The organism is Micromonospora sp. NPDC018662 (assembly GCF_044391475.1).
In the GTDB taxonomy this organism is placed as follows: domain Bacteria; phylum Actinomycetota; class Actinomycetes; order Mycobacteriales; family Micromonosporaceae; genus Micromonospora.
The window spans coordinates 450376-474870 of the sequence record NZ_JBISAC010000004.1; the positions used below are offsets into that span (position 1 = coordinate 450376).

At 74.9% G+C, this 24495-nt stretch carries 27 protein-coding genes; 17 read left to right on the forward strand and 10 right to left on the reverse strand.

Annotated elements, in window-relative coordinates; all coding sequences use genetic code 11:
• The first annotated feature begins 13 nt into the window (after window positions 1-13).
• Entirely contained in the window at window positions 14-1606 is a 1593-nt protein-coding gene (locus tag ACH495_RS15590; protein WP_396858401.1) for a phytoene desaturase family protein, read from the forward strand.
• A gap of 97 nt (window positions 1607-1703) precedes the next feature.
• On the opposite strand, the gene ACH495_RS15595 is transcribed toward ACH495_RS15590, so the two are convergent.
• Window positions 1704-2471 carry a polyprenol monophosphomannose synthase gene (locus ACH495_RS15595; protein WP_396858402.1) on the reverse strand — a complete coding sequence of 256 codons (768 nt, stop codon included), beginning with the start codon at window positions 2469-2471 and terminating at the stop codon, window positions 1704-1706.
• A 91-nt stretch (window positions 2472-2562) separates the two neighbouring features.
• Window positions 2563-3009: an SRPBCC family protein gene (locus ACH495_RS15600; protein ID WP_396858403.1), complete on the reverse strand. Its 447-nt coding sequence runs from the start codon at window positions 3007-3009 to the stop codon at window positions 2563-2565.
• Window positions 3010-3124: 115 nt separating this feature from the next.
• On the opposite strand from ACH495_RS15600, the gene ACH495_RS15605 reads away from it, so the two are divergent.
• From ACH495_RS15605 to ACH495_RS15640, 8 genes are read left to right on the forward strand one after another with little or no spacing between them, the layout of a single operon-like run.
• Window positions 3125-4780: an HAD-IIIA family hydrolase gene (locus tag ACH495_RS15605; RefSeq protein ID WP_396858404.1), complete on the forward strand. Its 1656-nt coding sequence runs from the start codon at window positions 3125-3127 to the stop codon at window positions 4778-4780.
• A complete protein-coding gene (locus tag ACH495_RS15610) occupies window positions 4777-5751 on the forward strand; it encodes a glycosyltransferase (protein ID WP_396858405.1) in 975 nt (324 codons plus the stop codon). The genes ACH495_RS15605 and ACH495_RS15610 overlap by 4 nt, the downstream gene beginning before the upstream one ends.
• Window positions 5736-6953, forward strand: a complete 1218-nt coding sequence (locus tag ACH495_RS15615; RefSeq protein ID WP_396858406.1) for a glycosyltransferase — start codon at window positions 5736-5738, stop codon at window positions 6951-6953. The genes ACH495_RS15610 and ACH495_RS15615 overlap by 16 nt, the downstream gene beginning before the upstream one ends.
• Window positions 6953-7627 carry an SIS domain-containing protein gene (locus tag ACH495_RS15620; RefSeq protein WP_396858407.1) on the forward strand — a complete coding sequence of 225 codons (675 nt, stop codon included), beginning with the start codon at window positions 6953-6955 and terminating at the stop codon, window positions 7625-7627. The genes ACH495_RS15615 and ACH495_RS15620 overlap by 1 nt, the downstream gene beginning before the upstream one ends.
• Window positions 7628-7638: 11 nt before the next feature.
• A complete protein-coding gene (locus ACH495_RS15625; protein WP_396858408.1) occupies window positions 7639-9129 on the forward strand; it encodes a PfkB family carbohydrate kinase in 1491 nt (496 codons plus the stop codon).
• On the forward strand, window positions 9126-9833 hold the full coding sequence (locus ACH495_RS15630; RefSeq protein ID WP_396858409.1) for an SDR family oxidoreductase: 708 nt from the start codon (window positions 9126-9128) through the stop codon (window positions 9831-9833). The genes ACH495_RS15625 and ACH495_RS15630 overlap by 4 nt, the downstream gene beginning before the upstream one ends.
• Complete coding sequence (locus ACH495_RS15635) at window positions 9830-10789, forward strand: glycosyltransferase family 9 protein (protein ID WP_396858410.1); 960 nt, start codon at window positions 9830-9832, stop codon at window positions 10787-10789. Before ACH495_RS15630 ends, ACH495_RS15635 begins: the two co-directional genes overlap by 4 nt.
• Window positions 10773-11765: a DNA topoisomerase IB gene (locus ACH495_RS15640; RefSeq protein ID WP_396858411.1), complete on the forward strand. Its 993-nt coding sequence runs from the start codon at window positions 10773-10775 to the stop codon at window positions 11763-11765. Before ACH495_RS15635 ends, ACH495_RS15640 begins: the two co-directional genes overlap by 17 nt.
• 174 nt (window positions 11766-11939) lie before the next feature.
• Here ACH495_RS15640 and ACH495_RS15645 read toward each other — a convergent pair whose 3' ends face one another.
• The 5 genes from ACH495_RS15645 to ACH495_RS15665 form a co-directional block, all read right to left on the reverse strand.
• Window positions 11940-12971 (reverse strand): helix-turn-helix domain-containing protein, encoded by a 1032-nt coding sequence (locus ACH495_RS15645; RefSeq protein ID WP_396858412.1) that lies wholly within the window; start codon window positions 12969-12971, stop codon window positions 11940-11942.
• Between the two features lie 117 nt (window positions 12972-13088).
• Window positions 13089-13592 (reverse strand): hypothetical protein, encoded by a 504-nt coding sequence (locus ACH495_RS15650; RefSeq protein WP_396858413.1) that lies wholly within the window; start codon window positions 13590-13592, stop codon window positions 13089-13091.
• Window positions 13593-13655: 63 nt separating this feature from the next.
• Window positions 13656-15287 (reverse strand): RecQ family ATP-dependent DNA helicase, encoded by a 1632-nt coding sequence (locus ACH495_RS15655; RefSeq protein WP_396858414.1) that lies wholly within the window; start codon window positions 15285-15287, stop codon window positions 13656-13658.
• 50 nt (window positions 15288-15337) lie between these two features.
• Window positions 15338-16288: a TIGR03557 family F420-dependent LLM class oxidoreductase gene (locus ACH495_RS15660; RefSeq protein WP_396858415.1), complete on the reverse strand. Its 951-nt coding sequence runs from the start codon at window positions 16286-16288 to the stop codon at window positions 15338-15340.
• A gap of 66 nt (window positions 16289-16354) precedes the next feature.
• Entirely contained in the window at window positions 16355-16477 is a 123-nt protein-coding gene (locus tag ACH495_RS15665) for a hypothetical protein (protein ID WP_255563043.1), read from the reverse strand.
• Window positions 16478-16614: 137 nt separating this feature from the next.
• Here ACH495_RS15665 and ACH495_RS15670 point away from each other — a divergent pair, with 137 nt between their 5' ends.
• Window positions 16615-18114 carry a glycoside hydrolase family 3 protein gene (locus ACH495_RS15670; protein ID WP_396858416.1) on the forward strand — a complete coding sequence of 500 codons (1500 nt, stop codon included), beginning with the start codon at window positions 16615-16617 and terminating at the stop codon, window positions 18112-18114.
• A gap of 46 nt (window positions 18115-18160) precedes the next feature.
• On the opposite strand, the gene ACH495_RS15675 is transcribed toward ACH495_RS15670, so the two are convergent.
• Both ACH495_RS15675 and ACH495_RS15680 read right to left on the reverse strand, forming a co-directional pair.
• Complete coding sequence (locus tag ACH495_RS15675; RefSeq protein WP_396858417.1) at window positions 18161-18448, reverse strand: GNAT family N-acetyltransferase; 288 nt, start codon at window positions 18446-18448, stop codon at window positions 18161-18163.
• Complete coding sequence (locus tag ACH495_RS15680) at window positions 18445-19671, reverse strand: cysteine desulfurase-like protein (protein WP_396858418.1); 1227 nt, start codon at window positions 19669-19671, stop codon at window positions 18445-18447. The genes ACH495_RS15675 and ACH495_RS15680 overlap by 4 nt, the downstream gene beginning before the upstream one ends.
• A 131-nt stretch (window positions 19672-19802) precedes the next feature.
• Here ACH495_RS15680 and ACH495_RS15685 point away from each other — a divergent pair, with 131 nt between their 5' ends.
• The 7 genes from ACH495_RS15685 to ACH495_RS15715 all read left to right on the forward strand — a co-directional run bounded on the left by ACH495_RS15685 (window position 19803) and on the right by ACH495_RS15715 (window position 24146).
• Complete coding sequence (locus tag ACH495_RS15685; RefSeq protein ID WP_396858419.1) at window positions 19803-20168, forward strand: hypothetical protein; 366 nt, start codon at window positions 19803-19805, stop codon at window positions 20166-20168.
• 78 nt (window positions 20169-20246) lie between these two features.
• Entirely contained in the window at window positions 20247-21068 is an 822-nt protein-coding gene (locus ACH495_RS15690; protein WP_396858420.1) for a DUF1206 domain-containing protein, read from the forward strand.
• Window positions 21069-21146: 78 nt separating this feature from the next.
• Window positions 21147-22343: a mechanosensitive ion channel family protein gene (locus ACH495_RS15695; protein WP_396858421.1), complete on the forward strand. Its 1197-nt coding sequence runs from the start codon at window positions 21147-21149 to the stop codon at window positions 22341-22343.
• A gap of 263 nt (window positions 22344-22606) precedes the next feature.
• Window positions 22607-23041, forward strand: a complete 435-nt coding sequence (locus ACH495_RS15700) for a phage holin family protein (protein ID WP_396858422.1) — start codon at window positions 22607-22609, stop codon at window positions 23039-23041.
• The gene (locus ACH495_RS15705) at window positions 23038-23385 is read left to right on the forward strand and encodes a DUF3618 domain-containing protein (protein ID WP_396858423.1); all 348 of its coding nucleotides are present in this window, start codon (window positions 23038-23040) and stop codon (window positions 23383-23385) included. Before ACH495_RS15700 ends, ACH495_RS15705 begins: the two co-directional genes overlap by 4 nt.
• Window positions 23382-23654 (forward strand): DUF4235 domain-containing protein, encoded by a 273-nt coding sequence (locus ACH495_RS15710; RefSeq protein WP_343442237.1) that lies wholly within the window; start codon window positions 23382-23384, stop codon window positions 23652-23654. Before ACH495_RS15705 ends, ACH495_RS15710 begins: the two co-directional genes overlap by 4 nt.
• A gap of 288 nt (window positions 23655-23942) precedes the next feature.
• Window positions 23943-24146 (forward strand): cold-shock protein, encoded by a 204-nt coding sequence (locus tag ACH495_RS15715; protein WP_088962828.1) that lies wholly within the window; start codon window positions 23943-23945, stop codon window positions 24144-24146.
• An 86-nt stretch (window positions 24147-24232) separates the two neighbouring features.
• Here ACH495_RS15715 and ACH495_RS15720 read toward each other — a convergent pair whose 3' ends face one another.
• Window positions 24233-24424: a hypothetical protein gene (locus ACH495_RS15720; RefSeq protein WP_396858424.1), complete on the reverse strand. Its 192-nt coding sequence runs from the start codon at window positions 24422-24424 to the stop codon at window positions 24233-24235.
• Window positions 24425-24495: the final 71 nt, after the last annotated feature.

The window sequence follows — 24495 nt, forward strand, 5'->3', positions numbered from 1 at the left end:
GTAGGCGGATCGGATGACTGCCACCGCCGACGCCGTCGTCATCGGGGCCGGGCACAACGGATTGGTGGCGGCCAACCTGCTGGCCGACGCCGGCTGGGACGTGCTGGTCCTGGAGGCCACCGGGGCGCCCGGCGGCGCGGTGCGCTCCGCACACGTGACCGCGCCGGGCTACCTCAGCGACCTGTACAGCTCCTTCTACCCGCTCGGCTTCGCCTCCCCGGTGCTGCGCGGGCTCGACCTGGAACGCCACGGCCTGTCCTGGACCAACGCGCCCGACGTGCTGGCGCACCTGCTCCCGGACGGCCGGGCCGCGGTGGTCAACCGTGACCTGGACACCACCGCCGCGTCGCTGGAGGCGTTCGCCCCCGGCGACGGGGAGCGCTGGCGGCACGCGTACACCGACTGGCTCCAGGTGGCGGAGCCGATGCTGGACGCCATCACCAGCCCGTTCCCGCCGGTCCGCAGCGGGGTGGGCCTGCTGCGTCGGCTGCGGGTCGGCGGCGCGCTGCGGCTGGCCCGCCGGCTCGTGCTGCCGGTGCGCAAGCTCGGCGCGGAGCTCTTCGAGGGTGAGGGCGGCCCGGTGCTGCTGGCCGGCTGCGCCCTGCACACCGACCTGTCCCCGGAGGAGGCCGGCTCCGGCGTGTACGGCTGGCTGCTCGCCATGCTCGGCCAGCAGGTCGGCTGGCCGGTGCCGGTGGGCGGCGCGCAGCGGATCACCGACGCGCTGGTGGCGCGGCTGGTCGAGCGCGGCGGCCGGATCGAGTACGACGCCCGGGTCGAGCGGGTGCTCACCGCCCGGGGCCGCGCCATGGGGGTGCGGACCGCGGACGGGGCGGACTGGCGGGCGCGCCGCGCCGTGCTCGCCGACGTCCCCGCCCCGGCGCTCTACCTGGACCTGGTCGGCGCGGCGGCGCTGCCGCCCCGGCTGGTCGAGGACCTGGCGCACTTCAAGTGGGACGGCTCCACGCTCAAGGTCGACTGGGCGCTGTCGGCGCCGGTGCCGTGGCGGAACCGGGACCTCGCCGGCGCCGGCACCGTGCACCTCGGCGCGGACCTGAACGGCCTCACCACGTACGCCGCGGCGCTGGCCCGTGGCGAGGTGCCGGCGGATCCGTTCCTGCTGGTCGGGCAGATGACGGTGGCCGACCCGAGCCACTCGCCGCCGGGCACCGAGTCGCTCTGGTCCTACACCCACCTCCCGTTCCGCCGGCACTGGCGGGCCGAGGAGGTGGCCGGGCACGTGGAGCGGATGGAGGAGGTGCTGGAGGCCGCCGCGCCGGGCTTCCGCGCCTCGATCGTCGGCCGGCACGTGGCCGGTCCGGCCGATCTGGAGGCGGCCGAGCCGAGCCTGGTGGGCGGCGCGTTGGGCGGCGGCACCGCGGCCGCGTACCAGCAGTTGTTCCTGCGGCCGATCCCGGGCCTGGGCCGGGCCGACACCCCGGTGGACCGGCTCTACCTGGCCAGCGCCTCCGCCCATCCGGGCGGTGGGGTGCACGGCGCGCCGGGCGCGAACGCCGCCCGCGCCGCCCTAACCCGCGACCGCGCCGTCACCGGCCAGCTCTACGCCCGCACGATCGCCGCCGCCCACCACACCATCTACCGCTGACGCACCCCCCCTTGTTGCGCGCAGATTCACGGAAAGAGTGCCCATCGCGGTCCGGATAGGCACTCTTTCCGTGAATCTGCGGGGAGGGGAGGGGGTGTCAGGAGTCGATGTTGCGGTGGCGGGTGCGCAGCTTGAAGGGCATCAGCGCACTCTCGATCTTGGTGGCCGTGGTCATCTTCGAGTCGCCCTCGCGGCGCTCCTCGAAGCGGATCGGCACCTCCAGGATGGTGTGGCCCAGCTTGGTGGCGAGGTAGTGCATCTCCACCTGGAAGCTGTAACCGTTGGACTGCACCCGGTCCAGCCCGATGGCGCGCAACGCGTCGGCCCGCCAGATCTTGAAGCCGGCGGTCAGGTCGCGGATCCGCACCCGCAGCAACGTGTGCACGTAGAGATTGGCCCAGCCGCTGAGCGCGCGGCGGTAGAGCGGCCAGTTCTCGTCCAGCTCCCCACCGGGCACGTACCGGGAGCCGATCACCACGGACGCCTGGGTGGAGAGCAGCGCGCCGAGCATGCCGGGCAGCGCCTCCGGCGGGTGCGACATGTCGGCGTCCATCTGGGCGACGTACTCCGCGCCGTCGTCGATCGCGCGGCCGATGCCGTCCACGTACGCCCGGCCGAGGCCCTCCTTGCCGGGGCGGTGCACCACCAGCACCCGCTCCGGGTGCTCGATGGCCAGCTTGTCGGCGACCTCGCCGGTGCCGTCGGGAGAGTTGTCGTCCGCGACGAGCACCTTCAGCCCGGGCAGCGGCAGCGCGAGGAGGCGCTCGACCAGCACCGGGAGGTTGCCCGCCTCGTTGTAGGTCGGAACGACGACGGTCAGGCGCGCGTCCGCCCACGGGGAGGGCAACTGCACGGGTTCGATCATCACGGACTTCCTCGGTCGGCCGACATGTTCACCTGAGAGGGTAGCCAGTCCGCTTCACGGCGTCCGCACAGACGCCCCGCGACCGGCCGGGCTACCGCTCCGGCTGCTGCCGCGTCGCGATGTCCGACAGCCGGGCCAGCGTCTCCCTGTTCCGCATGTGCAGCACGAGGTCGTTCAGCTTGGTCCGGACCCACCGCAGCGGCCCGGCGGCGAAGTCCTCGCCGATGGTGACCCGGGTCCGACCGTCGTCCAACGGCTCCAGGACGAACGCCACGATCGCCTCGCCGGCCGGCCAGAGCCCGGCGCGCAGCACGAGACGGTGCGGCGCCTGACACTCCAGCACCGTGGACGCGTCCTGCAGCGAGAACGGCCACGGCCCGGCCCGGTGGTGCAACTGGCTGCCCACCCGGGGCCAGGTGTCGTCCACGTTCCTGACGTGGGCGGTGCCCACCACCCAGTCGCTGTACGTCCAGCCGTCGGCCAGCACCGCGAAGACCCGGTCCGGGGATGCGTCGATCACTTTTTCCACAACCGCCACGAGTGTCCGGTACCCCCGCCCGGGCCGTCGCTAACGGCAGCCGGGTTAGCTTCTCCGAGGCGGTGGGTAACCGGGGCTGACGTTTACTCCTCGGGGGGTCGGGAACCCGCCGCCCGTGCGAGCGGACCGCGAGCGGGATCAGTGCAGGTCAGCCCGGGTTCACCCGGGTGCTGACCGGCTCCCGTCCGGCCGGTACGACTCCGCCCTGTACGACGCGGTCCTGCTGGACCGGGACGGCACGCTGGTGGAGGACGTGCCGTACAACGGCGACCCGGAGAAGGTCCGGCCGGTGCCGGGCGCCCGGGAGGCGCTGGACCGGTTGCGCGCGGCCGGGCTGCGGCTGGCCGTGGTGACCAACCAGTCCGGACTGGCCCGGGGCTACTTCACCGCGCACGACCTCCGCCGGGTCAACGCCCGGGTCGAGGAGCTGCTCGGCCCGTTCGACCACTGGGCGATCTGCCCGCACGCGGAGCCGGACCGGTGCGGCTGCCGCAAGCCGGCACCGGGTCTGGTGCACGCCGCCGCGCGTGCGCTCGGCACCACGGCGCGCCGGTGCGTGCTGATCGGGGACATCGGCGCCGACATGGCCGCCGCCGCGGCCGCCGGCGCCGCCGCCGTCCTGGTGCCCACGCCGGCCACCCGGGCCGCCGAGGTGGCCGCCGCGCCGACCGTCGCCGCCGACCTGCCGGACGCGGTGGACACGGTGCTGACCCGGATGCGGCTGGTGGCCGCGCCGGCACCGGACCACCGCCGCGGCGGGGGCACCGTGCTGGTGGTCCGCAGCGACGCGGCCGGGGACGTGCTGGTCACCGGTCCCGGGATCCGGGCGGTCGCGGCCGGCGCCCGCCGGGTGGTCCTCCTCTGTGGACCCCGTGGCCGGGCCGCCGCCGACCTGCTGCCCGGCGTCGACGAGATCATCCAGTGGCCGCTGCCCTGGATCGACGCTCCCGCCCCACCGGTCGACCCCACCGCCATCCGCGCGCTGACCGACCGGCTCGCCGCCGTCCACGCCGACGAAGCGGTCGTGTTCACCAGCTTCCACCAGTCCCCGCTGCCCCTGGCCCTGCTGCTGCGGATGGCCGGCGTGCCCCGGATCAGCGCGATCAGCGACGACTACCCCGGCGCCCTGCTCGACGTGCGCCACCGCGTTCCCGTCGGCGTACCCGAACCCGAGCGCGCGCTCTCCCTCGCCGCCGCCGCCGGGTATCCGCTGCCCGGCCACGACGAACCCGCGCTGCGCCTGCGCACCGACCGGTTGCCGCCGGTCCCGGCCGCGGCCGGAGCGCCCGGCTACGTGGTGCTGCACCCGGGCTCCTCGGTGGAGACCCGGGCCTGCCCGGTCGAGCTGGCCACCCGGGTGGTGCGGGTGCTGGGCGCCGCCGGTCACCGGGTGGTCGTCACCGGCGGGCCGGACGAGCGGGAGCTGACCGCGCGGGTGGCCGCCGCCGGCGGCGTCGACCTGGGTGGACGGACCGGGCTGGACGAGTTGGCCGCCGTGATCGCCCGGGCCGGTGCGCTGGTGGTGGGCAACACCGGCCCCGCGCACCTGGCCGCCGCGCTGGACGTGCCGGTGGTCAGCCTGTTCGCCCCGACCGTCCCGTTCGGCCAGTGGGGACCGTACCGGGTGCCGACCGTCCGGCTCGGCGACGCGGGCGCGGCCTGCCGGGACACCCGTGCCACCGCCTGCCCGGTCCCCGGACACCCCTGCCTGTCGGCGGTCGAGCCGGGCCGGGTGCTGGAGGCGTTGCGGCTGCTCGGGGTGGTCGGATGAACATCCTGCTGTGGCACGTGCACGGGTCCTGGACCACCTCGTTCGTGCACGGCAAGCACCGCTACCTGGTCCCGGTCAACCCGGAGCGGGACGCCTACGGCCTGGGCCGGGCCCGCACCTACCCGTGGCCGGACAGCGCCGTCGAGGTCACCCCGGAGCAGCTCCGCCACACCGACGTCGACCTGGTCGTCCTGCAACGCCCCGAGGAACTCGACCTGGCCGCCCGGTGGCTCGGCCGCCGCCCCGGCCGCGACCTCCCGGCGATCTACGTCGAACACAACACCCCCAAGGGCGACGTCCCGAACACCCGCCACCCGATGGCCGACCGCGACGACCTGCTGCTCACCCACGTCACCGGATTCAACGAGCTGTTCTGGGACAACGGCGCCACCCGCACCGCAGTGGTCGAGCACGGCGTGGTCGCCCCGGCGGTCGAGTGGACCGGTGAACTCGACCGCCTCGCCGTGGTGATCAACGAGCCGGTACGCCGCTGGCGGGTCACCGGCACCGACCTGCTCGCCCGGTTCGCGGCGTTGGCGCCGCTGGACGTCTACGGCATGAAGGTGGCCGGGCTCGCCGCCCACCTCGGGCTGCCCGAGGAGCGGCTGACCAGCCACGACGACGTGCCGCAGCACGCCATGCACGCCGAGCTGGCCAAGCGGCGCGCCTACCTGCACCTGTGCCGGTGGACCTCGCTCGGGCTCAGCCTGATCGAGGCCATGACCATCGGCATGCCGGTGGTCGCGCTGGCCACCACCGAGGCGGTCGAGGCCGTGCCACCCGCCGCCGGTGCGCTCTCCACCCGGGTCGACGTGCTGGTGGACGCCGCCCGGGGCCTGCTGGACGACCCGGCGGCCGCCCGCCGGGCGGGCGCCGCGGCCCGGGCCGCCGCCCGCGACCGCTACGGCCTGGAGCGTTTCCTCGCCGACTGGGACCGGCTGCTGGAGGAGGAAGTATGCGCATCGCGATGATCTCGGAACACGCCAGCCCGCTCGCCGTCCTCGGCGGGGAGGACGCCGGCGGCCAGAACACGCATGTCGCCGAACTCTCCGCCGCGCTCGCGGCCGCCGGCCACGACGTCCGGGTCCACACCCGCCGCGACGCGGTCGACCTGCCGGTGACCGTCCGCGCCCCGGACGGGTACGAGGTGGTGCACGTGCCCGCCGGCCCGGCCGAGCCGGTGGCCAAGGACGACCTGCTGCCGTACATGCCGGCGTTCTCCGACTGGCTGGCGGACCGGTGGCGCACCGGCGACTGGCAGCCCGAGGTGGTGCACGCGCACTTCTGGATGAGCGGGCTGGCCGGGCTCGCGGCGGCCCGGCGCACCGGCGTGCCGATCGTGCAGACGTACCACGCGCTCGGCACCGTCAAGCGACGCCACCAGGGCGTCCAGGACACCAGCCCACCGGGCCGGGTCGCCCACGAACGGGAGCTGGGCCGCGCGGTGGACCGGGTGGTCGCCCAGTGTCAGGACGAGGTCGCCGAACTGGTCCGGCTCGGGGTGCCGAGGTCCCGGATCACCGTCGTGCCGTCGGGGGTGAACCTGTCCACCTTCGGCCCGCTGGGCCCGGTCGCCGAGGCCGACGGCGGCCGGCCCCGCATCCTCACCGTCGGCCGGCTGGTCGAACGCAAGGGCTTCCAGGACGTCATCCGCGCCACCGCGCTGGTGCCGGACGCCGAGTGCGTGGTGGTCGGCGGGCCGCCGGCCGGGCTGCTGGAGACCGACCCGTACGCGATGCGGTTGCGCGCGCTGGCCCACTCGCTCGGCATCGCCGACCGGGTACGCCTGGTCGGCGCCGTGCCGCGCGAGGAGATGGGCCGCTGGTACCGCTCCGCCGACGTGCTGGTCGCCGCCCCCTGGTACGAGCCGTTCGGGCTCACCCCGCTGGAGGCGATGGCCTGCGGCGTACCGGTGATCGGGACCGCGGTCGGCGGCCTGATCGACACGGTGGTGCCGGGCCGCACCGGCGACCTGGTGCCGGCGCGCGACCCGGCGGCGCTCGGCGCGGCGATCCGCGGCCTGCTGGGTGACCGGATCCGCCGCTTCGCCTACGCCACCGCGGCGCTGGAACGGGCCCGGACCCGCTACTCCTGGGCCACCGCGGCCGAGCGGCTCGGCGCGCTGTACGGCGAGGTCGCCACCGTGCGCCGGCCCACCCGGGTGGTCGCCTGATGGCGGCCACCCCGGCGCCCGGCGGGACGGTCCTGGCGGACCACCTGACCCGGCTGGCCGGCGCGCTGCCGCCGCTGCGGGAGGCGGAACAGCAGCTCGCCCGCTGGGGCGGGGAACTGGCGCACCGTCTCGCCGCCGGCGGCCGGCTGCTGGTGGCCGGCAACGGCGGCAGCGCCGCCGAGGCCCAACACCTCACCGCGGAACTCGTCGGCAAACTCCGCCACGACCGTCGGCCCCTGTCCGCCATCGCCCTGCACGCCGAGACCAGCGCCCTCACCGCCATCGGCAACGACTACGGCTACGACGAGGTCTTCGCCCGCCAGGTCCGCGCCCACGGCCGACCCGACGACCTCCTCCTCCTGCTCTCCACCAGCGGCACCAGCACCAACCTCCTCACCGCCGCCCACGCCGCCCACGACACCGGCCTGCGCTGCTGGGCCTTCACCGGACCCGCCCCCAACCCCCTCGCCGACCTCTGCCACGAGCGGCTGGCGGTCGACTCGCCGGACGGCCAGGTGGTGCAGGAACTGCACCTGGTCGCCGTGCACGTGCTCTGCGAGTACGTCGACCGGGCGCTGCCGGCGGAGCTGGCCGCCCGCACCCCGGCCGGCCCGGTGCGCACCGGCGTCGAGGTGGTGCTCGGCGACCCGGATCCGGAGGTGCAGGCCCGATGAGGAGGTCGAGCATGGCGGGACCCGTGGTGGTGCTCGGTGACACGCTGCTGGACCGCGACGTCGAGGGATTGGTGAACCGGCTCTGCCCGGACTCCCCGGTGCCGGTGCTCGACGAGACCACGTCCGTCGACCGGCCCGGGGGCGCCGGCCTGGCCGCCGTCTTCGCGGCCGCGCAGGGCGCCGAGGTCGCGCTCGTCACCGCCGTCGCCGACGACGCCGGCGGGGCCCGGCTCGGCACCCTGCTCGCCGCCGCCGGGGTGCAGCTCTACGCGCTTCCGCTGGCCGGCGCGACACCGGAGAAGATCCGGCTGCGGGCGCGCGGGCGGGTGCTGCTGCGCCACGACCGGGGCGGGCCGACCGGCGTGCCGGGGGAGCCGAGCGAGGCCGTGCTGCGGCTGCTCGCCGAGGCGTCCGCGGTGCTGGTCAGCGACTACGGCCGGGGCGTCGCCGGGCAGCCCGCGCTGCGCGCCGCGCTGGCCGCGACCCGGGCGCCGGTGGTCTGGGACCCGCACCCGCGCGGGCCGGTGGCCGTGCCCGGCGTGCACCTGGCCACCCCGAACGAGCCGGAGGCACGTGACCTGGCCAAGACACCGCCGGGCGGGTCCCGCCTGGCGAACGCGTCCCGCAACGCGCAGGCGCTGCGCCGGCGCTGGCAGGCCGGCGCCGTCGCGGTGACGCTGGGCGGGGACGGCGCGCTGCTCTGCCACGCCGGTTCCACCCCGCTGGTGGTGCCGGCGCCGCCCGCCGAGGGGGACACCTGCGGCGCCGGGGACCGGTTCGCCGCCGCGGCCACGCTGGCGCTGGCCCGGGGCGCGCTGGTGTCCGAGGCGGTGCAGGAGGCGGTCGCCGAGGCGTCCGCGTACGTGGCCGGCGGGGGAGTGACCACCGCGTTGCCGGCGCCGGTCCGGGCGGTCGCCCCGGCGGTGGTCGCCGCCGGCGGGGGCCGGATCGGCGTCGGGGCCGCCGGCGAGGTGCTGGCCCGGGTACGCGCGGCCGGCGGCACCGTGGTGGCCACCGGCGGTTGTTTCGACCTGCTGCACGCCGGGCACGTGGCGACGCTCCAGGCGGCCCGGCAACTCGGCGACTGCCTGGTGGTCTGCCTCAACTCCGACGCGAGCGTGGCCGGGCTCAAGGGGCCGGAGCGCCCGGTCGTGCCGCAGGGCGACCGCAGCCGGCTGCTCGCGGCACTCGGCTGCGTCGACGCGGTGCTGATCTTCGACGAGCCGACCCCGCACGCGGCGCTGTCCTGGCTGCGCCCGGACATCTGGGTCAAGGGCGGCGACTACGCCAGCGGCGGTGGCGCGGAGACGCTGCCGGAGTCGGCGATCCTGGCCCGCTGGGGCGGCCACACGGTGGTGGTGCCGTACCTGGACGGGCGGTCCACCACCGACATGATCGCGGCGGCCCGCGCCGGCCGCGGCAGCGTCGGCTGGCCGGCCGACCCGGCCGCGGAGCCCGGCCGGGAGACGGTCGTCCGGTCCACGGCGAAGGGAGCACGATGAACGCGCCACGCAACCCGCCCGGCGTCGGGCCGACGGTGCTGGTCACCGGTGGGTCCAGCGGCCTCGGCGCGGCGGTGGTCGCCGCCGTGGCCGGGGCCGGCGGCCGACCCCTCGTGCTGGACCGGCAGCGCCCCGCCGACGGGGTGCCCTGGGCCGAGTGCGACCTGGCCGACACCCGGGCCGCCGAGGCCGCCACCCGGGACCTCGCGGAACGCTCCGGCGGCCTCGACGCGGTGGTCACCGCCGCCGGCATGGACGTGCCCGGGAAGCTGGCCGACGTGCCGGCGGAGACCTGGGAACGGATCGTCACGGTGGACCTGCTCGCCACCGCGGCGGTGATCCGGGCCGCGCTGCCCTTCCTGACGGCGTCCCGGGGCACCATCGTCACGGTCGCCTCCACGCTCGGCGTCAAGGCGGTCGGCGACGCGACCGCGTACTGCGCGGCGAAGTTCGGGGTGGTCGGCTTCACCCGGGCGCTCGCCGCCGAGCTGGCCGGCGCGGTCGGGGTGACGCTGCTGATCCCCGGCGGCATGCGCACCGCGTTCTTCGACGAGCGGGACGCGCAGTACCGGCCCGGGCCGGACGCCGTGCTCAACGAGCCGGCCGACACCGCCGCCGCGGTGATGTTCGCGCTGTCCCAACCGCCCGGCTGCGCGGTCCGCGAGCTGGTGGTCTGTGCCGAGCAGGAGTCCTCGTACCCGTGATCCTGGTGCTGCGCGCGCTCGGGGTCGGCGACCTGGCCACCGCCGTCCCGGCGCTGCACGGCCTGCGCGCCGGCCTGCCCGGCCGGGAGCTGGTGCTGGCCGCGCCGGCCTGGCTGGCGCCACTGGCGGCGCTGACCGGGGCGGTCGACCGGGTGCTGCCCACCGCCGGGCCGGACCGGATCCGGTGGACCGGGCCGCCGCCGGAGGTGGCGGTGAACCTGCACGGCCGGGGACCCGAGTCGCACCGGGCGCTGGCGGCGGTCCGGCCGGGCCGGCTGCTCGCCTACCGGAACCCGGCGGCCGGCCACCTCGACGGTCCGACCTGGGACGCCGACGAGCACGAGGTGCGCCGCTGGTGCCGGCTGCTGCACGCGTACGGCCTGCCGGCCGACGCGGGCGACCTGGCGCTGCGGCGGCCGGCCACGGTCGGCGTACCGGCCGGGGTGACGGTGCTGCATCCGGGCAGCAAGGTGCCGGCGAAGCGTTGGCCGGCGGACCGTTTCGCCGCGTTGGCCCGGGCGCTGACCGCGCGCGGGCACCGGGTGGTGCTCACCGGTTCGGCCGACGAGCGGGCGCTGGCCGCCCAGGTGGCCCGCGACGCCGGGCTGCCGCCGGCGGCGGTGCTGGCCGGGCGGACCGGCCTGGTCGAGCTGGCCGCGTTGGTGGCCGACGCGCGCCTGGTGGTGAGCGGCGACACCGGCGTGGCCCACCTCGCCACCGGTTACCGGACCGCCTCGGTGGTGCTGTTCGGGCCGGTGCCGGCGACGCACTGGGGCCCGCCGCCCGACCGTCCCCGGCATCGGGTGCTCGGCCGGGTCGGTGCCGCCGGACCCGACCCGGATCCGACGGGTTCCGGTGGGGTGGGAACGCATCCGACATTGGATGCCATCGGGATCGACGAGGTGGTGGCGGCGGTGGCCGAGGTGGAACGGGTCTCCGGTGCGGTTGCGGCGTAGCGATCCGGGCCGACCGGGGTACGCCCGGCGGCGGCGCGGCAAGGGGTGGCTCTTCCTGGACGCGACTGGCGACCCGGTGCGCGACGCCGACGAGCTGGCCCGGCTGCGCGAGCTGGTCGTCCCGCCCGCCTGGCGGGACGTGTGGATCTCGCCGTACCCGAACGGGCACATCCAGGCCACCGGCATCGACGCGGCCGGTCGCAAGCAGTACCTCTACCACCCGCAGTGGCGTCGCAAGCGGGACGAGGCGAAGTTCGACCACGTGCTGGAGGTGGCCCACCGGCTGCCGGCGCTGCGCGACCGGGTCGCGCACGACCTGGCGCTGCGCGGGCTGCGGCGGGAACGGGTGCTGGCCACGGTGGCCCGGCTGCTCGACATGGGCGCGTTCCGGGTCGGCAGCGACCAGTACGCCACCGGCGACGATCCCACCTTCGGCGTGGCCACGCTGCGCCCCGAGCACGCCCGCTCCCGCGGCGGGTGCGTGGTGTTCGAGTTCCCGGCCAAGGGCGGCATCGACCAGGTCCGCCGCATCGAGGACGCGGAGCTGTGCCAGGTGCTGCTCAACCTGCGCCGGCGGCGGCGCGCCCAGGAGCGGCTGTTCGGCTACTGGGACGGTCGCGCATGGCGCGACGTGCGCAGCGACGAGGTGAACGACTACCTGCGGGACGCCAGCGGTGGGGAGATGACCGCGAAGGACTTCCGCACCTGGCACGCCACCGTGCTGGCCGCCGCCGAGCTGGCCTCGGTGGGCCCGCAGCGGTCCACCACCGCGCGCCGCCGGGCCGTGGCGGCGGTGATGCGCTCGGTCGCCGAGCTGCTCGGCAACACGCCGACGGTGGCCCGCACGTCCTACGTGGACCCGCGCGTGGTCGACCTCTACCACGACGGGGTGCTGGCGCCGGTGCAGCCGGAGATGCCGCGCGAGGCGGTGGAGAGGTCCGTGCTGGCGCTGCTGGAGGAGAAGGCGGCCGACTGACTCCGACCGGCCCCGTCGGTCCTGGGGGGAAGCGACGGGGCCGGAACCCGGGTGCCGCCGACGCGGCGCGAGAGGGGCCACCGGGCGGCCGCCCGCGGCTGGACCGCCGCGGGCGCCACGCCACGGCCCCCCGTTACCAGCGGGCCGTCACCGTCGCCGGTGTCGGCCCGGGTTTCAGTGTGTTCGGGTCGAGTTGACTTCGGATGCCGCGCTGTTGACGATCCGTGCCTGTTCCAGATGACGCGTCCGGTACGCCTGCGGCGTCTCCGCCTGGGCGGTCCGGAAGGCGCGGCTGAAGTGGGCCTTGTCCCGGAACCCCCAGCGGGCGGCGATGACCTGGATGGACCGGTGGGCCAGGGTCGGGTCGGCGAGGTCCCGCCGGCACCGGGCCAGCCGCTCGTCCCGGATGTACGCCGCGACAGTGGTCTCCTCGTCCTCGAAGAGCCGGTGCAGGGAGCGCACCGAGAGGTGGTGGGCGTCGGCGATCGTGCCGGGGTCCAGCGTCACGTCGCCGAGGTGCTGCCGGACGTACGCGTGCACCTGGGCCAGCAGCGCACGGCGCCGGACCTCGGTCGGCACCGCCTCCTCGGAGACCAGGTGGCGACCGAGCAGCGTGGCGATCAGGTCGAGCGCGACGCCGCCCAGCCGGTCCGCGTCGACCGCGTGGTACTGCTCCGGATGGCCGGTGATCCGGATGAGGTAGTCGGCCAGCAGGGCGCCGATCCCCTCGGCGCCGGACATCCGGCTCGCGAACAGCGGGGTGAGCCGGCGGTGCGGCAGCGGCAGCGCGTCGTGCGGGATGAGCGCCACGATCGACGCGGCGGACCGGTCGTCGGCACGGTCGGTGTGGTGGCTGATTTCCTGGGGCCGGGCGCAGTCGTAGAAGGTGAGGTCGCCGGGTGGGCAGACCCCCCGCTGCCCGTCCTGGTCGGCGGTGCCGGTGCCGGTGAGCGTCAGTGCCAGCAGGTAGCAGTCGGCGTCGGAGCGGCTGATCAGCTTGCGGGTCCGGACCCCGTGCAGCGACGGGTAGCGGTGCCGGATGAGCTGGATCGGCCCGAGTTCGAGGAACTCGGCCCGCGCCTCGAAGTTGTCGGCGTGCTCGGTGCGGACGCGCATCAGCGTGGGCGTCTGGGCGAGCATCTCCAGCCAGAGCCCGAAGCGGTCGGCGACGGGTATCTGCGCCGTGTCGAAGATCTGCGGTTGCATCGGTGTGTCCATGAACGACCCCCGTGGTCTCTCGACATCCCTCCACAAACACGACGCCCCACGGGGCCGAAACGCGGCACCCGTGGGGCGTGACGTCCGTCATAGACAGACGGTGGGTCAGTCGTTGAGCACGTGGGACAACCGGTCCCGGAACCGACGCTCGGAGTCGCTCACCACGTCACCGCCGATGCCCAGGATGCCGCCGGTGGAGGCGGCGCCCACCACCTGCTCGGCGATCTCCACCAGCCAGTGCCGGTAGGCGCCGGCCTGCCCCTCGTCCACCCGGCCGGTGAGCAGGGCGGACGCCTGGCCGGCCCGGGTGAGCACGTCCTCGATCATCGCCGTCGGGTCGTCCGGCGTGATCACCGGCAGCTCCGCGCCGGTCTCCGGGTCGCCGACCCGGGCGACGATCTCGCCGGCCACGGCGGCGACCAGCGGGCTGGCCGACTCCCGGCCGGCGGCGATGGTCTCCAGCCCGGCGGCGTTCTCGGCCATGGTGCGCCGGGTGCCGTCGGACTCGGCGGCGGCCGCCGCGGTGAGCACCGACTGCGGCAGCCCCACCAGCAGCCCCCACTCCTCGTCCGAGACGCCGAACCGGGTGTACGCCGGCTGCTCGATCACGATCAGGTTCCTTTCGCCGCGGTCGTCGTTGTCGACGGGCACCGTCGCGGTGCCCGGATCAGGCTAGTCCAGTTCCAGCAGGCCCTGTTCGGACACCACACGCACGGACAGCGTCTTGTAGCCCACCTCGTCGAAGAGCACCGTCATCCGGCCCTCCTCGTAGCTGAGCACCAGGCCGGACCCCCACTCGGCGTGCCGGACCTGGCTGTGCACCGGGAACGGCCCGACCGCGCCGTCGTTCGCCACACTGGTGCCGGCGTGGCAGTTGTCGCAGTGGCCGCAGACCTCGCTCATCTGCTCGCCGAAGTAGGCCAGCAGCGCCTGCCCGCGACAGCCGGTGGTCTCCGCGAACGCGCGCATCATGTCCGTCCGCGACCGGGTCACGGTCTGCTGCCGTTCGGCCTCGGCGCGCGCGGCGCGACCGGCCTCGGCGGCGTCCGGCGCGTAGCGGGGCGCCCCGATGCGTTGCCGGGCCCGCGGCTCGGCGGCGCCGATCTGCTCCAGCAGGGAGAGGTACTGGCCGAGCTTGCGCGGGCCCAGACCGGTCAGCTCGCGCAGCTCCTTGCGGGTGCGGGCCTTGCTGCGCAGCACCGCGGCGAGGTCGGACAGCTCCTTCTCGTCGGGCAGCCCGCCGCTGAAGTAGCGCTGGAGGCCGACGTCCTCGGAGCGCCAGAGCAGCAGCACCCGGGACGGGGAGCCGTCGCGGCCGGCCCGGCCGATCTCCTGGAAGTAGCTGTCCGGCGAGTCGGGCAGCGCCATGTGCACCACCCAGGCGATGTTCGGCTTGTCGATGCCCATGCCGAACGCCGAGGTGGCCACCATGATGGGCACCCGGTCGGCGAGGAACGCCTCGTGCAGCTCGTGCCGCGCCGCGGTGGGCATGCCGCCGTGGTAGAACTCGGACGGGAAACCCGCCTTGGTCAGCCGCTCGGCCAGTTCCTCCGCCGCGCGCCGGGTCGGCACGTAGATGATGCCGGGCCGCTCGTCGTCGCGCAGCAGCGCGACCAGCCGCCGCCACCGGTAGTCCTCGGTCGGGCAGTGGGCCACCTCGAGGAACAGGTTCGGCCGGTCCAGCCCGGAGACCACCACCTCGGGCTCGCGCAGCCGCAGCCGGGCGATGATGTCGTCGCGCACCGGGGGTGAGGCGGTGGCGGTCAGCGCGACCACCGGCGGCCGGCCGAGGCCGTCGATCAGGTGCCCGAGGGCGAGGTAGTCCGGCCGGAAGTCGTGACCCCAGGACGAGATGCAGTGCGCCTCGTCGATCGCGACCAGCGCCGGGGAGAGCGAGCGGACCTCGGCCAGCCGGTCCGGGTTGCTCAGCGCCTCGGGCGTGATGAACAGGAACTCGGCCCGGCCGGCCCGGATGTCCTCGACCGCCTCGGCCTGCTGCGCGGCGCTCTCGTCCGAGCTGATCCGCACCGCGCGCAGCTCGGGCCGTTGCCGCTCGTTGAGCGCGGCGATCTGGTCCTGCTGGAGCGCGAGCAGCGGGGAGATGACCACGGTCGGGCCGGGGATCAGGCTGGCCGGGATCTGGTAGATCGCCGACTTGCCGGCGCCGGTGGGCAGCACCACCAGGGCGTCGTGGCGCTTCATGACGGCGCGCATGGCGGCCAGCTGGTTGGGCCGCAGCGCGGTCCAGCCGAACAGGTTCTTCGCCGCGCGGCGCAGGTTGGTGGCGTGCGTGGTCAGTTTCATCAAGCGCCTCAGCTACCCCCGGCGTCCGAACCCGAAACCGTCTTTCCGGATCACCGCAGCCGGGGCAGCACGTCGGCCTGGTAGAGGTCGAACAGGCCCTGCCAGTGCGGGCCGGTGTTGGCCACGTAGACCTCGTCGAACCCGGCCTTGGCGTACCTGTCGATCATCTCCAGGTGGGCGTCGGCGTCCCGGCCGCAGACGAACGCCTCCCGCACCTGCTCCGGCCGGACCAGCTCGGCGGCCTGCTCGAAGTGGCGCGGCGAGGGGAGCACCTGGGACAGCTCACCCGGCACGCCCGCGTTGGGCCAGCGCTCGTACGCGATCCGGGCGCCCTCGTCGGCGGTGTCGGCGTACGCGGCCTTGAAGCCGCCCTGGCACGGCTTGTCGCCGCCCCCGGCGTCGCGGAACCGGCGCACCATGTCGGCGTCGGGCATCATGCTGACGTACCCGTCGCCGATCCGGGCGGCCAGCTCGATCGCCTTGGGACCGAAGCCGGAGACGTAGATCGACGGCGGCGTCTCGGGTCGGGTGTAGATCCGGGCGTGCTCCACCGTGTAGTGCGGGCCGTGGTGGTTGACGAAGTCGCCGCGCCACAGCTCGCGGATCACCTCGACCGCCTCCTCGAGCATCTCCAGCCGCACGTCGGTCTGCGGCCAGGCGTCGCCGAGGATGTGCTCGTTGAGCGCCTCGCCGGTGCCCACCCCGAGCACGAAGCGGCCCTCGTGCAGCACCGCGCTGGTGGCCGCCGCCTGGGCGATGACCGCCGGGTGGATGCGGACGGTGGGGCAGGTGACCGCCGTGGTCACCGGCAGCCGGCAGACCTGGCTGAGCGCGCCGAGCATCGACCAGACGAACGGGCTCTGCCCCTGGGCGTCGACCCACGGGTGGTAGTGGTCGGAGATCCACAGTGCCTCGAAGCCGGCCTGCTCGGCGCCGCGCGCCTGGGCCAGCAGCTCCGCCGGTGTGTACTCCTCGCTGGACAGGAAGTAACCGATCTTCATGGGTGTCCCCTCCGCCGTGTCCTGATGCCGACCTCGGTACCCCGGCGGAACGGTCCGAACCGGGCGTCAGCGGCGGAACATCGCCCGGATCGCGATCAGCAGGAACAGGGCGCCGACCACCAGGCCGAGCAGGCGTACGCCGGGGATGTCGGCGGCGCCGGTGGCGTCCGCGAGCGGCAGGGCGGGCATGGACGAACTCTCCCACGCCGGTTCGCGGGGCGCCACCAGCTAACAGTAAGGATTGTTGACTATTTCGCGGCGCAGTGTGACCATGTCAGCACCCGTCGGTCCCGGCGGGTCCGTGGGGATACGGGGGACGTCAGCACATGAGCGAGCGGATCGTCGGTGCGACCGGAGACCTGGCGGCGCTCGCCGCCGCCGTCCTGCAACCCGGGTTCGTCGGCACCACCCCGCCGCCCTGGGTCTGCCGTTGGCTCGGCGAAGGGCTCGGCGGGGTGGTCCTGTTCGCCCGCAACGTCGTCGACCTCGAGCAGGTCGCGACGCTCACCGCGAACCTGCGGGCGGAACGGCCGGACGTGATCGTGGCGATCGACGAGGAGGCCGGCGACGTCACCCGGATCGAGTCGGCCCGGGGCAGCTCCCGGCCCGGCAACTTCGCGCTCGGCGCGGTCGACGACGCGGCGCTGACCGAGGAGGTCGCCCGCGACCTGGGCGCCGAGCTGGCCGCCGTCGGCATCACGCTCGACTACGCCCCGGACGCCGACGTCAACTCCAACCCGGCCAACCCGGTCATCGGGGTGCGCTCGTTCGGCGCCGACCCCGAGCTGGTCGCCCGCCACACCGCCGCCTGGGTGCGCGGCCTCCAGGCCGGCGGCGTGGCCGCCTGCGCCAAGCACTTCCCCGGGCACGGCGACACCCGCGTCGACTCCCACCTCGACCTGCCCCGCATCGGCGGCGACCGGGCCCGGCTGGACGCGGTCGAGCTGGCCCCGTTCCGGGCCGCGGTGGCGGCCGGGGTGCAGGCGGTGATGACCGGTCACCTGCTGGTGCCGGCGCTCGACGAGGAACTGCCGGCCACACTCAGCGCGCGCATCCTGGGCGGGCTGCTCCGCGAGGAGTTGGGCTTCGGCGGCGTGGTGGTCACCGACGCGGTGGAGATGCGCGCGGTGGCCGACCGGTACGGCTTCGCCGGCGCGGCGGTGCGGGCGCTCGCCGCCGGCGCGGACGCTATCTGCGTGGGCGGGGAACGGGCCACCGAGGCCGACGCCCGGGAGCTGCGCGACGCCGTGGTGGCCGCGGTGGTGCGCGGCGAGCTGCCGGAGGAGCGGCTGGCCGAGGCCGCGAAACGGGTCGGCCAGCTCGCCGCGTGGAGCGTCGCCGCCCGCGCCCACCGCAGCGGCGACCGGCCGGCCGCCGACGGGTCGCCGATCGGGCTGGCCGCCGCGCGCCGGGCGGTCCGGATCACCGGCGACGCCGCGCTGCTGCCGTTGGCCGGGCCCGCGCACGTGGTGGAGTTCGCGCCGCCCCGCAACATCGCCATCGGCGAGGAGACCCCGTGGGGGGTCGCCGCGCCGCTGGCCCACCTGACGCCCGGCACCACCACCGCCCGGTACGCCGCCGACGCCGTCCCGGCCGACCCGGCCACCGGCCCGGCCGACCGGCCGCTGGTGCTGGTCGTGCGCGACCTGCACCGGCACGGGTGGATGCGGGACGCGGTCACCCGGGCGCTGGCCGCCCGCCCGGACGCGGTGGTGGTCGAGCTGGGCGTGCCCGAGCTGCCCGCCGGCCGGGTGCACCTGGCCACCCACGGCGCCACCGCGGCGGCGGCCCGGGCCGCCGCCGAGCTGCTGGCCGGCGTCCGCTGAACTCCCGGCCCGGCCGGGTGGGGAGGTCCCCCGGTCGGGCCGGGCCCTACGGCGCGTCGGCCACCAGGTCGGCGTAGTCGGGGTGGCGCTCGATGAACGTGGCCATGAACGGGCAGCGGGGCACCACCCGGCCGCCACGGGCGCGGACCTGGTCCAGCGTGCCCCGGATCAGCGCGGCGCCCACGCCCTGCCCCTGGTAGCGGTCGTCGACCTCGGTGTGCGTGAAGACCAGCACCTCACCGCGCGGCAGGTAGGCGGTGAACCCGGCCAGCGCGTCGTCGACCAGGATCTCGAAGCGGTGCTTGGCGGGGTTCTCCTCGACCAGAAAGCTCACCGGACCATTGTCCCCTCGTCGTCGGCCAGCCGGTCGAGTTCGGCCAGCAGCCGGTCCACCTCGTCGACCGTGTTGTAGTGGTAGACGCTGGCCCGCACCGCGCCGCCGGTGTCGCGCAGGCCCATCGCCTGGAAGTACTCGTAGGCGTAGTAGTCGCCGGAGGAGAGGCAGAGGCCCGCCTCGCCGAGCGCCGCGGCGGTCTCCGCCGGGGTGCGGCCGGCCACCCGGAACGACACCGTGGGGCAGCGCCGGGCCGGGGTGCCGTACCCGGTGACGAAGGGCCGGGCCGCCAGCCCGGCGAGCAGCCGGTCGAAGACCGCCTCCTCGTGCGCCTGGGCGGCGGCCAGGCCGGCCCGGACCCGCGCCCGCCGGTCGCCGGTCGCGGCCGGGTCGAGGGTGGCCAGGTGGTCCACCGCGGCGGTCACGCCGGCCAGCAGCGGGAAGCTGGGGGTGCCGTACTCGAAGCGGTCCGGGACCGAGTCGGCGGAGGGCAGCAGCTTCGCCGGGTGCAGCGCCGCCCACCGCGCCGGGTCGGCGACCATCGCCGCCAGGTGCGGGCCGGACCACTTGTACGCGCTGGTGACCAGCACGTCCGCGCCGAGCGAGGCCAGGTCGGTGGGGCCGTGCGGCACCGAGTGCACCCCGTCCACGCAGACCAGCGCGCCGACCGCGTGCGCGGTCTTGGCGATCGCCGGCACGTCCGGCACGGTGCCGATCGCGTTGCTGCCGGCGGTCACCGCTACCAGCCGGGTCCGCTCGCCGACCAGGTCGGCGTACTGGCCGGCGGGCAGCTCACCGGTGGCCCTGTCGAACTCGGCCCAGCGCACCGTCGCGCCGGCCGCCTCGGCGGCCTGCACCCAGGGCCGGACGTTGGCGTCGTGGTCCAGCCGGGAGACCACCACCTCGTCGCCCGGGCGCCAGCCCGCGCCCAGCGTCCGGGCCAGCGTGTAGGTCAGCGCGGTGGCGCTGGGCCCGAGCACCACGCCCGACGGGTCGGCGCCGAGCAGGTCGGCGACCGCGGCGCGGGCGCCGGCGACCAGCTCCAGCGCGCGCCGGCCGGGCCGGAAGGCGGTGCTGCGGTTGCCCGTCGCGGCGCGCATCGCGTCGGCCACCGCCTCGATCACCGGCGCGGCGGTCTGGGTGCCGCCGGCGCCGTCGAAGTGCACGAAACCCTCGCCCAACGCGGGATAGCGCCCGCGCACCCGGGCAACATCAAATGCCATTCCCGCACCCTAGCGCGTGAAGGAGGGGCCCCTTCTTAACGCATTCGGTAGAGAAGGGGCCCCTTCTCCACGCCCGCCCCCGGCGAGCACGCCACCCGGGGGCGTGGTGGGTGGGCGGTACCGTTGGGGAGGTGACGAACCGACGCGCCACCCTCGCCCCGCCCCCCGTCCGTCGTGCCGCCGGGCTGCTCGCCGGTCTCGCCCTCGGTGCCGCGCTGCTCGCCGGCTGCAGCTCGAACGGCGCCGACACCGACTGCGGCCTGGACGCCTGCACCATCACGTTCGACCGCGGCGTGGACGCCAGCGCCACCATCCTCGGCATCGAGGCGAAGCTGATCGGTGCGCAGGACGACCAGGTCACCGTGGAGGTGGCCGGCGAGCAGCTCTCGCTCACCACCGGCCAGCAGGCGACCGAGGTCGGCGGTTTCCAGGTCAGCCTGGACACCGTCACCGACCAGAACGTGGTGCTGCGGGTGGCCCGCAACCCCAACGGCTGATCCCTTTCGGCCGCCCGCCGACCGGCGGCCTGCGGGCGGTGACGTTTGGAAAACCGCACGTCGGGAGATTGAGGGCCCATGTCTCTCACCCGGAACGCCGGAGCCACCGCCTCGCAGGCCAAGAACAGCCGATGGCTCGAACTGCTGACTCGCGCCGGTTTCATCGGCTACGGAATCGTGCACCTCCTCTTCGCCTGGTTGGCGTTGCAGATCGCCTTCGGGAAATCCGGGGAGGAGGGCAACCAGAACGGCGCGCTGCGGACGCTCGGCGAGCAGCCGCTCGGCAAGACCATGCTGGTGGCGATCGCCGTCGGCCTCTTCGCGATGGCCATCTGGCAGGCCTCCGAGGCGCTGGTCGGCCACCAGTCCAGGACCGGCAAGGAGCGGACCTTCGAGCGGATCGCCTCGGTCGTCCGGGTGATCATCTTCGTCTGGCTGGGCTGGACCGCGATCAAGGTCGTGCAGGACGCCAGCTCCAACGCCTCCAACCAGCAGCAGCAGCTCACCGAGAAGCTGATGGCCTCCGACGGTGGCCGGTGGCTGGTCGGGCTGGCCGGCCTGGTGCTCGCCGCGGTCGGCATCGGCATGGTGATCTACGGCCTGAAGAAGAAGTTCGAGCGCAACCTCAAGACCGGTGAGATGAGCCCGAAGACCCACCAGCTGACCCGTCGCCTCGGCATGGCCGGGTACGCCGCCCGGGGCACGGTCTTCGCCATCGCCGGCCTGCTCGTCGTGGTCGCCGCCGTCAAGTACGACCCGGAGAAGGCGCGCGGCCTGGACGCCGCCCTGCGGACGCTGCGCGACCAGGCGTACGGGCCGTGGCTGCTGGCGCTGATGGCGCTCGGCATCGCCGCGTTCGGCGTCTACTGCTTCTTCCAGTCCCGCTACCGCAAGGTCTGATCCTGGTCGATACCCGGACCGCCGGGCACCATTGGGCCTTTGCCCGATTCCCGTCCGGGCCGGAGGGAGAGAGAGTTCGTGCAGAGTTATCTGGTGACCGTCGCCGCCGCGCTCGCCGCGGCGGCGGTCGCGTTGGTGCTGGTCGAGGTGGTGCACCGGCTCACCCGCCGGCTCGGCCGCCGCTCGCTGCTGATGACCGAGCTGACCGAGCACGCGCACCGCGCGTTCCAGGTCGCCGCGACAGTGGTCGGCGTGCAGCTCGCGGTCCGGTTCACCACGCTCTACGCGGTGGGCAGCCCGTGGCGCCAGTTCGTCCTGCACACGCTCGGGCTGGCCATGATCGCCGCGATCGCCTGGCTGGTGGCGTCGCTGCTGGTGGTGGCGGAGGACACCGCGCTGGCCCGGTTCCGGGTGGACGTGCCGAACAACCGGCACGCCCGCCGGGTGCGGACCCAGGTGGTGCTGCTGCGCCGGCTGACCATCGCGGTGATCGTGATCCTCGCCGTCGGCGTGATGCTGATGACGTTCCCGGCCGTCCGCGGTGTCGGCGCCGGCGTGCTCACCTCCGCCGGTGTGGTCGGTGTCGTCGCCGCGCTCGCCGCGCAGAGCCTGCTCGGCAACGTCTTCGCCGGCCTCCAGCTCGCGTTCAGCGACGCGGTGCGCCTCGACGACGTGGTGGTGGTCGAGGGGGAGTGGGGCCGGATCGAGGAGCTGACGCTCAGCTACGTGGTGGTGCAGATCTGGGACGACCGCCGGTTGATCCTGCCCACCTCGTACTTCACCAGCAAACCGTTCCAGAACTGGACGCGGACCGAGGCGGCGGTGCTCGGCACCGCCGAGTTCGACCTGGACTGGGCCATCCCGGTGCAGGCCATGCGGGAGGAGCTGCGCCGGCTCTGCGAGGGCACCGACCTGTGGGACGGCCGGGTCTGCGTGCTCCAGGTGACCGACGCGACCGGCGGCATGGTCAAGGTCCGCGCGCTGGTCAGCGCCGCCGACGCGGGCAGCCTCTGGGACCTGCGCTGCCTGGTCCGGGAGAACCTGGTGACCTGGGTACGCGACCACCGCCCGACCGCCCTGCCCCGGCTGCGTGCCGAGGTGGGCGATGCCACCGGCCCGCTGCCCTGGCAGGTGGTGCAGCCGCGCCGGGCGGCCCGCCGGGCGTCCGACACCGAGGCGCCCGACGACGCGCGGGTCTTCGGCGGCAGCGACGACGGGGACGCCCGCAGCGAGGTGTTCGTGGGCCGGGAGGAGCACGCCGAGGCCCGCCGCTGATCCGCCGTACCCCGATCGGAGCCCCCGGCCGCCCGCGCGGCGCCGGGGGCTCCGGTACGTGGCCGGCCGGGGCCGTTCGCGACGTGTCGGGCCGTGTGGGTTTGCCCGGCGGAATTCCGGGGGACCTGCTGCGCACGCCTCGGATTCCGGCCGGCCGACGCCGGGCGCCGGTGGCGCGCGGCCGGGCCGACCGGCCGCCCCGCGCAGGATTGACGGGCGGCGACTCCGGGCATACAGCGCGGTGATGAAGAAAGGAGGACAGCATGGCTGACGTCGCGAGTCACAGCACGTCCCGGACCGGCAACGAGCCGTCCACCGCGGAACTGGTGCAACGGGCCACCGAACAGGTCACCCGTCTGGTAAGGGACGAGTTGACGCTGGCCCGGGCGGAGCTGACCCAGAAGGGCAAGCACGCCGGGATCGGGATCGGTCTGTTCGGCGGCGGCGGGGTGATGGCGCTCTACGGCGCCGGCGCGCTGGTCGCCACCGTGATCCTGCTGCTGGCACTGGTCATGCCGGCATGGCTGGCCGCCCTGATCGTGGCGGTGGCGCTGTTCCTGCTCGCCGGGATCCTGGCGCTCGTGGGCAAGAAGCAGGTCAGCCGTGCTGTCCCGCCGGTGCCGGAGGCGACGGTCCGCAGTGTTCGGGCGGACGTCGACACGGTCACCGCCGCGGTGAAGGACGGGAGGCGGGCATGACCGGCAACGGGAACGGGACCGGGGACGTGGCGGCGCTCCGGGAGGAGATCCGCCGCACCCGGGTGGAACTCGGTGAGACGATGGAGCTGTTGGCGGCCCGGGCCGACCCGAAGGCGCTGGTGCGGCACTCCGCCGAGCAGGCCAAGGCGCGGGTGCGCCAGGAGGCGGCGTTGACCGTCGCCCGGGTGCGCGCGCGGGCCACGGAGCGGGCCCGGCTGGTCCGGGCGCAGGCGTACGGGTCCGGTGAGGCGGTCGGGCGCAACCCGTTGCCGTGGGCGGCCGTCGCGGCCGGCGCGGTGGTGACCGTGGTGGTGCTGTTGGTGGTCCGAGGGAGGCGCAGGTGAGCGGCAGGATCGGTAAGGCGGCCTACAAGCCGGTGGGGGTGCTGCTCGGCCTGGCCGCCGGCACCGTCGCCGGGATGATCTTCCGGCAGGTCTGGAAGTTGACGGCGGGCGACGGCGATGCGCCGAGTGCCACCGACGAGGACCGCCGGTGGGGCGAGGTGCTGGCCGCCGCGGCGCTCCAGGGCGCCATCTTCGCGGCGGTGCGCGCCGCCGTCGACCGGGGCGGCGCGGTCGGCGTACGCCGGCTGACCGGGCACTGGCCGGACTGAACCAGCTCGATGGAAGGCCCCTTTCCCACGCCGTGGGAGAGGGGCCTTCCGCGCGTCCGGACCCCGGTCGTCAGTCGATCTCCGGACAACTTTCAGGTCACATGTCGGAGAACTTCGTCCGGTAGGCTGTGCGAAGTTTTTGCGTACGTGGTTTGCTGTCTCACGCTGTTGCGAGACGCGTGGGTTGAGAGACGTTCCCTGCACGGGGGCCGCCTCAGGCGCCGCTGCTCGAAAACGGCCAATCGGCCGCACGGCGTGCTCGGCCGCCAGTTTTAGAAGGAGTTGCACATGGCGCAGGGAACCGTGAAGTGGTTCAACGCTGACAAGGGCTTCGGCTTCATCACCGTCGACGGCGGGGGTGCTGACGTGTTCGTCCACTTCTCGGCCATCCAGTCCAGCGGCTACCGCTCGCTGGAGGAGAACCAGCGGGTGGAGTTCGAGATCGCCCAGGGTCAGAAGGGTCCGCAGGCCGAGCAGGTCCGCCCCATCTGAGCTGACAAGGCGCCGGCCGCGCCGGCCGGTGCGCGAAGCCCCGCATCCCGCACGGGAGGCGGGGCTTCTCCGTACCCCGGTGCGCCTCAGCGCCGGCGGGCCCGCATGCCGTGCCAGAGCGCCACGAGTCCGACCAGGACGACCACCGGGCCGACCATCGCCCAGATCCGCCGGTCGGTCAGCGCGCTGCCCTCGACGTAGCCGAGCCCCAGCACGGTCCAGAGTGCGCCGAGGACCACCGCCAGCAGGCCCATGGTGAGCCGGAACCAACCCCTCATCGCGCCCCCTCCGACGACGTCCGCCCCGGTTCAGCATGCCTGCCGACGCCGGTTGGGGGCGACGCCGCGCC